Annotated in this window: 9 protein-coding genes; 7 read left to right on the top strand and 2 right to left on the bottom strand. The window is 72.4% G+C overall.

Annotated features, from left to right (window positions below; all coding sequences use genetic code 11):
• Positions 1-51: 51 nt before the first annotated feature.
• Positions 52-486, bottom strand: coding sequence for a universal stress protein (locus ABTZ99_RS43675; RefSeq protein WP_498785550.1), 435 nt, complete (start codon positions 484-486; stop codon positions 52-54).
• A gap of 207 nt (positions 487-693) precedes the next feature.
• Between ABTZ99_RS43675 and ABTZ99_RS43670 the strand changes: the two genes are divergently transcribed.
• Genes ABTZ99_RS43670 through ABTZ99_RS43645 form a run of 6 tightly spaced genes read left to right on the top strand, consistent with a single transcriptional unit; the run spans position 694 to position 7,800 of the window.
• Positions 694-1,170, top strand: a complete 477-nt coding sequence (locus ABTZ99_RS43670) for a universal stress protein (protein ID WP_499619027.1) — start codon at positions 694-696, stop codon at positions 1,168-1,170.
• Positions 1,167-3,794, top strand: a complete 2,628-nt coding sequence (locus ABTZ99_RS43665) for a bifunctional acetate--CoA ligase family protein/GNAT family N-acetyltransferase (RefSeq protein ID WP_499619025.1) — start codon at positions 1,167-1,169, stop codon at positions 3,792-3,794. The genes ABTZ99_RS43670 and ABTZ99_RS43665 overlap by 4 nt, the downstream gene beginning before the upstream one ends.
• Positions 3,791-4,213, top strand: coding sequence for an OsmC family protein (locus tag ABTZ99_RS43660; RefSeq protein ID WP_499619023.1), 423 nt, complete (start codon positions 3,791-3,793; stop codon positions 4,211-4,213). The genes ABTZ99_RS43665 and ABTZ99_RS43660 overlap by 4 nt, the downstream gene beginning before the upstream one ends.
• On the top strand, positions 4,210-4,683 hold the full coding sequence (locus ABTZ99_RS43655) for a universal stress protein (protein WP_499619021.1): 474 nt from the start codon (positions 4,210-4,212) through the stop codon (positions 4,681-4,683). Before ABTZ99_RS43660 ends, ABTZ99_RS43655 begins: the two co-directional genes overlap by 4 nt.
• A complete protein-coding gene (locus ABTZ99_RS43650) occupies positions 4,680-5,303 on the top strand; it encodes a CBS domain-containing protein (RefSeq protein ID WP_499619019.1) in 624 nt (207 codons plus the stop codon). The genes ABTZ99_RS43655 and ABTZ99_RS43650 overlap by 4 nt, the downstream gene beginning before the upstream one ends.
• Positions 5,284-7,800: an HAD-IC family P-type ATPase gene (locus tag ABTZ99_RS43645; protein WP_499619018.1), complete on the top strand. Its 2,517-nt coding sequence runs from the start codon at positions 5,284-5,286 to the stop codon at positions 7,798-7,800. Before ABTZ99_RS43650 ends, ABTZ99_RS43645 begins: the two co-directional genes overlap by 20 nt.
• A 57-nt stretch (positions 7,801-7,857) precedes the next feature.
• Here the strand turns inward: ABTZ99_RS43645 and ABTZ99_RS43640 are convergent, their stop codons facing one another.
• Complete coding sequence (locus ABTZ99_RS43640; RefSeq protein ID WP_498785536.1) at positions 7,858-8,154, bottom strand: HPF/RaiA family ribosome-associated protein; 297 nt, start codon at positions 8,152-8,154, stop codon at positions 7,858-7,860.
• A 137-nt stretch (positions 8,155-8,291) separates the two neighbouring features.
• Here ABTZ99_RS43640 and ABTZ99_RS43635 point away from each other — a divergent pair, with 137 nt between their 5' ends.
• Positions 8,292-10,658, top strand: coding sequence for a phosphoketolase family protein (locus ABTZ99_RS43635; protein ID WP_499619017.1), 2,367 nt, complete (start codon positions 8,292-8,294; stop codon positions 10,656-10,658).
• The last annotated feature ends 140 nt before the right edge of the window (positions 10,659-10,798 follow it).

Raw genomic sequence — 10,798 nt, 5'->3', positions numbered from 1 at the left:
GGGGACCGGCCACCAGGCCGGTCCCCTTCGTCGATCGTCGCGCCGCGGGCCTCAGGTCCGGGCGGGCGGCACGACCACCACGGGGCACGTCGCGTGACGCAGGCAATCCGCCGCCACGCTGCCCAGGACCAGCTCGGCGAGCCTGCTGTGCCCGTGGGTGCCGACCACGAGCAGGTCCGCCTGCCGGGACGCTTGAGCCAGCGCGGTGCCCGCGTCACCGGTGATGGTCACCTCGGCGACCGGCGGCGCGCCCGGCACGGTCGCACGGACGTCCCGCACGATCGCGTGGAGCTCGCGCGCCGGGTGCCGGTGGCCAGGGGTGTCGGCGTGCGGGTGCACGCCCATCGACGTCGCCGCCACGAACTCCGGTTCGCGCAGCCACGCCATCGTCGCTTCGACGGTGTCACCGGTCTTCACCGCTTGCGCCAGCGCCCAGCGCAGCGCCGCACGGCTCGCCGGCGAGCCGTCCACACCAACCAGGATCATGGCCTTCTCCTCTCCGTTCACCTGGAGCGTTCGCCCTGCGCCGGCCTGACCGACAGGGGCTTAAGCCACCACCCGTCGGGGCCGATGCGCACCACCGCCCACCCCGCACCGCCTTCAGGGTCGAAGGTCCCGGAGCTGACGGGACCGCGGCCACTGACCAGGCCGTTCCCGCGTCGGGAGGCTGGGAGCGACACCCGAGGAGGGGACATGGACGAGACGATCGTGGTGGGCGTGGACGGCTCACCGGTCAGCCGGACCGCGCTGGACTGGGCGGTCGAGGAGGCGAAGCTGCGCGGCTGCGCGGTCGAGGCGGTCCTCGCCTGGCACGTGGACCACGCCATGGTGATCGGGCCGATGTCGGCGACCGTCGCCGCCATGATGGACCGCGACAAGCTGCGCGAGGAGCACCAGCACGTGCTCGACGAGGTCGTGGCGGAGGCCGGTGGCGACGTCCGCGCGGTGCTCGCCGAGGGCGACGCCCGCGACGTGCTGACCAAGGCGTCCGAGCACGCGGCGCTGCTCGTGGTCGGCAGCAGGGGAGCGGGACCCATCCGCGGTGCCCTGCTCGGTTCGGTCAGCTCCTACTGCGTGCACCACGCCACCTGCCCCGTGGTGGTCTTGCGCGCGCCCAAGCCGGAGCACGTCGACCCGAAGCCCGTCATCACGCCGGGACCGCTGCTGTGACCGCCGCGCTGAACGTCGACCGGGCGTTGCTGGCGGACGGGTCGGTGGTGGCGGTGCGCGAGCTGGGCCCGGCCGACGCGGACGCCCTGCTCGCGCTGCACCGCGACCTGCCGGTGGACGACCGCTACCTGCGGTTCTTCAGCGCCGCGCCCCGCCACCTGGACGAGTTCGTCGTTCGGCTGACGTCACCGGGGGAGCCGCTGCACGTGGTGATCGGGGCGCTCGACTCGGACGTGCTGGTGGGTGCCGCGAGCTACGTCCTGCTGGACGACGACACGGCCGAGGTGGCGCTGGTGGTGGCGCACGACCGGCAGTCCCACGGCGTCGGCACGCTGCTGCTGGAACACCTTGTCTCACTGGCCAGGCGGCGTGGCGTGCGGCGGTTCCGCGCGGACGTGCTCGCGGTGAACTCGAAGATGTTGCGGGTCTTCGCCGACCTCGGTCTGGTGTGGACGTCCGCAGCGGCCGACGGCGAGGTGCGCGTCGACCTCGGTCTCGACCCCGGTGAGCGGTACTTGGAGGCCATCGCCGACCGCGAGCAGGCCGCCGACGTGGCCAGCCTGCGCGCGGTCCTCGAGCCCGCCTCGGTCGTCGTGGTCGGCGCGAGCCGCAAGTCGTCCTCCGTGGGCAACGCGGTGCTGGCCAACCTGCTCGACGGCGGCTACGCCGGAGCCCTGTACGCGGTGAACCCGCACGCCCGGCGGGTGTTGGGGGTGAAGTGCCACCCGAGGGTGACCGACCTGCCCGAGGCGCCCGAGCTGGCGGTGGTGTGCGTGCCCGCCGAGGCGGTCGCGCGGGTCGCCGAGGACTGCGGTCGGCGTGGGGTGAAGGCGTTGGTCGTGATCACCTCCGGCGTCGATCCCGACGGACTGCTGGAGGTCGTGCGGCGGCACGGCATGCGCATGGTCGGCCCGAACTGCGTGGGCGTGTCCAGCACGGACCCGGACGTGAGGCTGGACGCGACCTTCACCCGCGACCGGACGGAACCGGGTGGGATCGGCCTGGTCACCCAGTCCGGTGGTGTCGCGATCGCCGCGGCCGAGCGGCTGCGGCGGCTGGGTCTGGGCACCTCGCAGCTGGTCTCGACCGGGGACAAGTACGACGTGTCCGGCAACGACCTGCTGCTGTGGTGGGAGCGCGACGAGCGGACCCGGGCGGTGGCGCTGTACCTGGAGTCGTTCGGCAACCCGCGCAAGTTCTCGCGCCTGGCCCGACGGGTGGCGCGCCGCAAGCCGGTGCTGGCGATCCGGGCCGCGAGCAGCGAGGCCGGTCAGCGTGCCGCCGCCTCCCACACCGCCTCGACCGCGACCCCGGCGGTAACCCGGGACGCGCTGTTCCGGCAGGCGGGCGTGATCGCGGTGGACGGCGTCGGCGAGATGGTCGACGTGCTGGCCGCGCTGCACGCCACGCCGCTGCCCGCCGGTCGCGGTGTGGCCGTGCTGGGCAACGCGGGCGGGCTGGGTGTGCTGGCCGCGGACGCCTGCGTCCACCACGGGCTGACCATCGCCGACCTGGGCCCGGGCACGGTCGAGGCGCTCACGTCGCTGCTTCCCGGCACCGCGAGCCCGCACAACCCGGTCGACACGACGGCGGTCGTGGACGACGCGACGTTCGCCCGTTGCCTCGACGTCCTGGTCGCCGACCCGGCGGTGGACGCGGTCATCGCGGTCACCGTGCCCACCTCGTTGGGCGACCCGGCGGGCGGCATCCACCGCACGGCCATGCCGGTGCTAGCGGTGAGCGCCGACCAGGACGGGTCGGTGTCGCTGCGCGCCGACGGTATCGCCTGCTACGCCGAACCCGCCCGCGCCGCCGCCGTGCTGGCCGCGCTGGTCGAGCGCGCAGCGTGGTTGCGCCGTCCGCCGCCGGGGCCGACCGAGCTGCCTGGGACCGACCTGCCGACTGCCCGAGCCGTCGTCGCCGAGCACCTCACCGCCGAGCCCGGAGGCGGCTGGCTGGAACCCGACCAGGTGGTGCGCCTGCTGACCGCGTTCGGGCTGCCCGTTCTCGGCGGCGTGCTGGTGCCTGATGCCGAATCGGCGGTGGCGGCGCAGCAGTCTTTCGGCGGGCCGGTCGTGCTCAAGGCCGTGGCACGCGGGCTGCTGCACAAGAGCGAGGGCGGCGGTGTGCTGCTCGACCTGGCCGGCGAGGACGCCGTGACCTACGGCTTCGAGTCGCTGCGCGAGCGGTTCGGCGATCGGTTGCACGGCGTGTTCGTGCAGCCCATGGCCGAGCGGGGGCGTGAGCTGATCGTCGGCGTGGTGACCGATCCCCAGTTCGGGCCGCTCGTGGTGACCGGTCTGGGTGGGGTGGACACCGACCTGGTGGACGACCGCGCCGCCGCGCTCGCGCCGTTGTCGGAGGCGGACGTGGACGACCTGCTGCACGGCTTCCGCGCCGCACGCCGGGTGTTCGCCGACTACGACGAGGCGGCTGTGCGGGACGTGCTGCTGCGGGTCGGCCGACTGGCCGAACTCGTCCCGGAGATCGCCGAGCTCGACCTCAACCCGCTCGTCCTGACCGACCACCGCGCGCTGGCCGTGGACGCGAGGGTGCGCGTCGCGCCCGCCCAGCCGGTCGACCCGTTCCTGCGCCGGCTCCGCGACCCGAGGAGGACGCCATGACCGTCATCGCCACCGCCCCGGTCGAGGTGACCTACGAGTCCGGTGAGGAGTACGTGGTCCGGCTGCGTGATCACCGGGTCCGCACCGACCAACCGGCGGCGTCCGGCGGCCACGACCTGGGCCCGAGCCCGGTCGAGCTGCTGGTCGCGTCGATGGCCGCCTGCACCGCCTTCTACGCGGGCCGGTTCCTCGACCGCCACGGCCGATCGCGCCAAGGCCTGGCGGTGACCGCCGAGTACCGGACGGCGTCCGACCCGCTCGACCGCGTCGCCGAGGTGTGGCTGACCGTGCGCGTGCCGTCCGGGCTGTCCGAGCGGCACAAGACCGCCCTGCTGGCCGTGGTCCAGCACTGCACCGTCCACAACACGCTCCGGCGAGCGCCGGAGATCGTCATCGAGTTGAACGAGGTGAAGTCATGAACGCAGGTCCGATCGTGGTCGGCATCGACGGCACCCCCGCGGGTGACCGCGCGCTGCGCTGGGCCATGGACGAGGCGGTGCAGCGCGAGCTTCCGCTGCACGTGGTCAACGCCTACGCCTACGAGCCGCTGGCCGACTGGGCGATGACGTCCGAGCAGGACGCGCGGGTCCGGTCGGAGGCGCTGGTCGAGGACGCGCTGCGCGCCGCCTCCGTGGGCAGGCTGAGGTTCCCGCGGATCATCCGGCACTGCGTGCGCGGACCGGCCGCCGAGGCGCTGGAAGCACAGGCGCGGGGCGCGTCGATGCTGGTGGTGGCCTCGCACAGCGGCAGCCGGCTGCGGCGCGTCCTGTTGGGCAGCACCAGCGCGCACTGCGTGCGGCACGCGACCGTGCCCGTGGTCGTCCTTCCTCCGAGCGACGAGCGGCACGACGGGGTCGAGGTCCGCGCGGGACAGGAGGCCGGGCGATGAGGGTCCGCGACCTCATGACGCGCGAGGTGGTGACCGTCTCGCCCGAGACGCCGGCGCGTGACGCCGTGGCGCTGCTGGCCACCAAGGGGTTCACCGCCCTGCCGGTGGTCGACGGAGCCGGCACCCTGGTCGGCGTGGTCACCGAGACCGACGCGCTGCGCGACCGGCTGCCGGTCGACCCGCGCTCGCTGGTGCACGGGCAACCGTCACGAGCGCGTCCCGTCCCGCGCAGGACGGTCGCCGACGTGATGAGCGAGCCGGTCGCCGGCGCGTCGCCCGGCACGGACGTCGCGGAGCTGGCCAGGCGGATGCTGGAGCACGGCGTGCGCAGCGCGTGCGTGGTCGACGGCAAGCGGCTCGTCGGCATCGTCACCCGCCGCGACATGCTGCGGGCGATCAGTCGCGACGACCGCACGCTGGCCGCCGAGGTCCGGCACCGCTTGGGCCTCTACGCCGGCCCGCACCGCTGGACGGTGTCCGTGGTGGACGGTCGGGTGGCGATCGTGGACGAGCTGGACGATGAACGCGACCGCCACGTGGCCGCGGTGCTCGCGGGCGCCGTGCCCGGCGTGGTCGACGTCAGCTTCCCGGAGACCCGTCATGCCGTCGACCACGGCTGAACGCGAGGCCACGCCGCACGGCATGCCGGTGCACGAGGTCGTGCTGCTCGCCGAGACCGACGCCGACACCGGCCTGTCCGGCGTCGGCGCCGCCGAGCGGCTGGCCTCGCTCGGACCGAACAAGCTGCCCGAACGCCGCGGCCCCGGACGTCTGCGACGGATGCTCGCCCAGTTCCACAACCCGCTGATCTACGTGCTGCTGGCCGCCGCCGCGCTGACCGCCGTGCTGGGCGAGACCGTGGACGCCTCCGTGGTGCTGGGCGTGGTGCTGGTCAACGCGATCGTCGGCTACCTGCAGGAGGTTCGCGCCGAACGCGCGCTCGACGCCCTGGAAGCCATGGTCCGCACCGAGGCCACGGTGATCCGCGACGGCACCGCCGCGCGGATCACCTCCGACGAACTCGTGCCCGGCGACCTCGTGGTGCTGGAGGAGGGCGACCAGGTGCCCGCCGACCTGCGGCTCGTGCGCACGCGCGAGCTGCGCGTGGACGAGTCCGCGTTGACCGGTGAGTCGCAGCCGTCCGCCAAGGACCCGCTGCCCGTGCCGCACGACGCCGCGCTGGCCGACCGCACCAACATGGCCTACTCCGGCACGCTGGTCACCACTGGTGGCGGGCGTGGCGTGGTGGTCGCCACCGGCGCGGACACCGAGATCGGGCAGGTCCACCGACTGGTCGGCACCACCACGACCGTGCAGACGCCGCTGACCCGCAAGCTCGCCCGGTTCAGCAAGCTGCTCACCGCCGTCATCCTCGGCCTGGCCGCGGTCACCGTCGTGATCGGCGTGCTGCGCGGCGAGCCGTTCGCCGAGATGGTGACCGCCGCCGTCGCCCTGGCCGTCGGCGCGATCCCCGAAGGGCTGCCCGCGGCGGTCACGGTGACGCTGGCCATCGGCGTCGCCCGCATGGCCCGGCGCAACGCCGTCATCCGCCGCCTGCCCGCCGTGGAGACGTTGGGCAGCACCACGGTCATCTGCACCGACAAGACCGGAACGCTCACCGCCAACGCCATGACCGTGCGCCAGGTCGTCGCCGGTGGGCAGCGCTGGGAGGTCGACGGCATCGGCTACTCGCCGCTGGGGGAGTTCCCGCCGCCGTCACCGGCCGTGCGTGACGTGCTGCTGGCGGGGCTGGCGTGCAACGACGCTCACCTGGTGCTCCAGGACGACCGGTGGACCGCCGTCGGCGACCCCACCGAGGCGGCGCTGGTCGTGTCGGCCCGCAAAGCCGGGCTGACGCCCGACGACGTGCCCGAACGGGTGGACGAGCTGCCGTTCACCTCGCAACGCCGGTTCATGGCCACCCGGCACGCCGGCGGCGTGGTCTACCTCAAGGGCGCGGTGGAGCGGATCTTCGAGTTCACCGGTTCCACCGACCACACCGAAGCCGATCAGCTCGCGCACGAGGGGATGCGCGTGCTGGCGTTCGCGCGAGCGCACGTGCCCGAAGGCAGCCCGTTGACCGAGGACGCTCTGCACGGCGCCGTGCCGCTGGGCCTGCAGGCGATGCACGACCCACCTCGACCCGAGGCCATCGAGGCGGTCCGCGCCTGCCAGGAGGCGGGCATCGAGGTCCGCATGATCACCGGCGACCACCTCGGCACCGCCCGCGCCATCGCCACCCACTTCTCCCTGCCCGACGACGCCGTGCACGCCCGCGTGTCACCCGAGGAGAAGCTGAGGCTGGTCAAGCAGATCCAGGCGGACGGGCACGTGGTCGCGATGACCGGCGACGGCGTCAACGACGCCCCGGCCCTGCGGCGCGCCGACATCGGCGTGGCAATGGGCCGCGGCGGCACCGAGGTGGCCAAGCAGGCCGCCGACATGGTGCTGACCGACGACAACTTCTCGTCCATCCGCGCCGCGGTGGAGGAGGGGCGCGCGGTCTTCGACAACCTGCGCAAGTTCATCATCTGGACCCTGCCCACCAACATGGCGGAGGGCCTGGTCATCCTCACCGCGATCCTGCTGGGCACCGCCCTGCCGATCCTGCCGGTGCAGATCCTGTGGATCAACATGACCACGGCCGTGGCGCTCGGGTTGACGCTGGCCTTCGAACCACGTGAGCCGAACGTCATGCGACGCCCGCCGCTGCCGCCGTCCCTGCCGCTGCTGACCGGGGCCCTGATGCAGCGCATCCTGCTGGTGTCGGCCGTGCTGCTGGCCGGCTCGTTCGCCGCGTTCCACCTGCACGGCGGCACGCTGGACCAGGCCCGGACGGTCGCGGTGAACGTCTTCGTGGCCGCCCAGATCGCCTACCTGTTCAACTGCCGGTCGCTGCGCGACCTCCGGCCGCGCGTCGGCTTCCGCCGCAACCCCTGGCTGGTGGTCGGCATCGCCGTCACCGCCGCCCTCCAACTGCTGTTCACCTACGCGTCGTTCATGAACACCCTGTTCCACACCGCGCCGATCGGCTGGCGTGACTGGACGGCCGTGGTGGCGCTGGCCGTCGTCGCCTACGGGGTCGTCGAAGTGGAGAAGTGGTTGCGACGCAAGTGAGCCGGTGATCCGGGAGCTGTCCAGCGCTCCCGGATCACCGGCTCCGTGACGACGGGTTCAGCGGCCCATGTCGGCGAGTTGGTGCTGCAGCTTGTCGTGCAGCAGGTCCACGGCCTCCTGGTAGGTCTCTGCGGTCGCGTCGGCGTTGACCGGCGTGCCGTTGACGTCCAGCGTCGCGTGCGCCACCAGCAGGCGCGGCCCGTCGGTGCTCAGCCGCACCTTGGCGTAGGAGATGTCGGCGGGGGCGTACTTGGCGATGGCGGCGACCTTGGCGCGGGCGTACTCGGCGGCCTCGCCGGGCAGTCCGGTGGCCAGGTCGACCCGGATGTTGACGATCTCGTGCACGTGGCTCATGCCTCCAGACTCCCCCTGCGCCGAAAACGTCGACAGTGACCAAAGTCCCGGCCGGCAGGGACTCCCGGAACTGGGGCCGGCCCGACGGCCGAACCAGGCTGGGAACCAACACCCCCAACCCTGGTCAGGAGAGCGAGATGTCGCAGCAGCCGGAGAACACCGCGCCGGACTTGTCCTTGGTCGACGCCTACTGGCGGGCCGCGAACTACCTCTCGGCAGGGCAGATCTACCTGCTGGACAACCCCCTGCTGATCGAGCCGCTGACCCCGGAGCACATCAAGCCCCGGCTGCTCGGCCACTGGGGCACGACGCCGGGCCTGAACTTCCTCTACGCCCACCTGAACCGCGTGATCAACGACCGTTCCCAGGACGTGCTCTTCGTGACCGGGCCGGGGCACGGCGGCCCGGCGCTGCTGGCCAACACGTGGCTGGAGGGTTCCTACACCGACACGCACCCGAACGTGCCGCGTGACGGCGAGGGGATGCGCAAGCTGTTCCGCCAGTTCTCCTTCCCCGGCGGCGTGCCCAGCCACGTCGCGCCGGAGGTGCCGGGGTCGATCCACGAGGGCGGTGAGCTGGGCTACTCCCTGGCGCACGCGTTCGGCGCGGCGTTCGACAACCCCGACCTGGTCGTGGCATGCGTGGTCGGCGACGGTGAGGCCGAGACCGGGCCGCTGGCGGCGAGTTGGCACGGCACCAAGTTCCTCGACCCGGCCCACGACGGCGCGGTGCTCCCGATCCTGCACCTCAACGGCTACAAGATCGCCAACCCGACGATCCTGGCGCGCATCCCGAACGAGGAGCTGGACTCGTTGCTGCGCGGCTACGGCTACGCGCCGTACTACGTGGAGGGCGACGACCCGGCCGTGCTGCACCCGCGCATGGCGGAGGTCTTCGACGAGGTGTTCGACGAGATCCGCCGCATCCAGGAGGTTGCCCGCGCGGGGGACACCGAGCGTCCCCGTTGGCCGATGATCGTGCTGCGCACCCCGAAGGGCTGGACCGGGCCGTCCGAAGTGGACGGCGTGCCGGTGGAGGGCACCTGGCGCTCGCACCAGGTCCCGCTCGCCGGTGTGCGCGACAACCCCGACCACCTCCGGCAGCTGGAAGCGTGGCTGCGCTCCTACCGCCCCGAGGAGCTGTTCGACACCGACGGACGGCCGCGACCCGAGCTGCTCGCGCTCGCCCCGCGCGGTGAGCTGCGCATGGGCTCGATCCCGCACGCCAACGGCGGTCTGCTGCTGCGTGAGCTGCGGATGCCCGGCACCACCCCGTACTCGGTCGAGGTGACCAAGCACGGCACCACCACCTCCGAGCCGACCCGCGCGCTGGGCCGGATGCTGCGGGACGTGATGACGCTCAACGAGGCTGAGAGGAACTTCCGCGTGTTCGGCCCGGACGAGACCGCGTCGAACCGGTTGGACGCGGTGTTCGAGGTGACCGCGAAGCAGTGGCTCGCGTCGAAGTTGTCCACCGACGAGCACCTGGACACCAACGGTCGGGTGGTGGAGGTGCTGTCGGAGCACCTGTGCCAGGGGTTCCTGGAGGGCTACCTGCTGACCGGTCGGCACGGGCTGTTCAACTGCTACGAGGCGTTCACCCACATCGTGGACTCGATGTTCAACCAGCACGCCAAGTGGCTCAAGACTCATCGCGAGATCGACTGGCGGCGTCCGGTGGCGTCGTTGAACTACCTGCTGTCCTCGCACGTGTGGCGGCAGGACCACAACGGCTTCTCCCACCAGGACCCGGGCTTCATCGACCACGTGATGAACAAGAAGGCCGAGGTCGTCCGCGTCTACCTGCCCGCCGACACCAACACCCTGCTGTCGGTGGCCGACCACTGCCTGCGCAGCCGCGACTACGTCAACGTCATCGTCTCGGGCAAGAACTTCACCCCCGACTGGCTCAGCCCCGAGGAAGCGGCGCTGCACTGCGCGCGTGGCGCGGGCATCTGGGAGTGGGCGGGCACGGACGACGGCCTGACCGAACCCGACGTGGTCCTGGCCTGCGCCGGCGACGCACCCACGTTGGAGGTCATGGCCGCCACCGCCCTGCTGCGCGAGCACCTGCCCGAGCTGAAGGTCCGCGTGGTCAACGTGGTCGACCTGGCCCGCCTGCAACCGGAGACCGAGCACCCGCACGGCATGCCCGACCACGAGTTCGACGCCCTGTTCACCCCCGACAAACCGGTCCTGTTCGCCTACCACGGCTACCCGTGGCTGATCCACCGCCTGACCTACCGCCGCACCAACCACCACAACATCCACGTCCGCGGCTACAAGGAAGAAGGCACCACCACCACACCCTTCGACATGCTCGTGCTCAACGACATGGACCGCTACCGGCTGGTCATCGACGTCATCGACCGCGTCCCCGGTCTGGGTGTCAAGGCCGCCGGCCTGCGCCAGCACATGCAGGACCAGCGCACCCGCCACCACGCCCACATCCGCGAGCACGGCGAGGACCTGCCCGAGATCCGCGACTGGACCTGGCCGTACTGATGGACGTGCTCGTGGTCAACGCGGGCTCGTCGAGCCTGAAGTTGTCGGTGCTGGGCGAGGACGACACCGTCCTCGCCCCGCACCCCGGCGAAAGCAGGGTACGCAGCCCCCGCCCCGACCAGCGCCAGGCGCCCCAGCAC

The sequence above is a fragment of the Actinosynnema sp. NPDC002837 genome (assembly GCF_040295345.1).
Lineage (GTDB): Bacteria > Actinomycetota > Actinomycetes > Mycobacteriales > Pseudonocardiaceae > Actinosynnema.
Note: the sequence above shows the minus strand (reverse complement) of the source record. Positions and strands in the feature narration are given on the sequence as shown.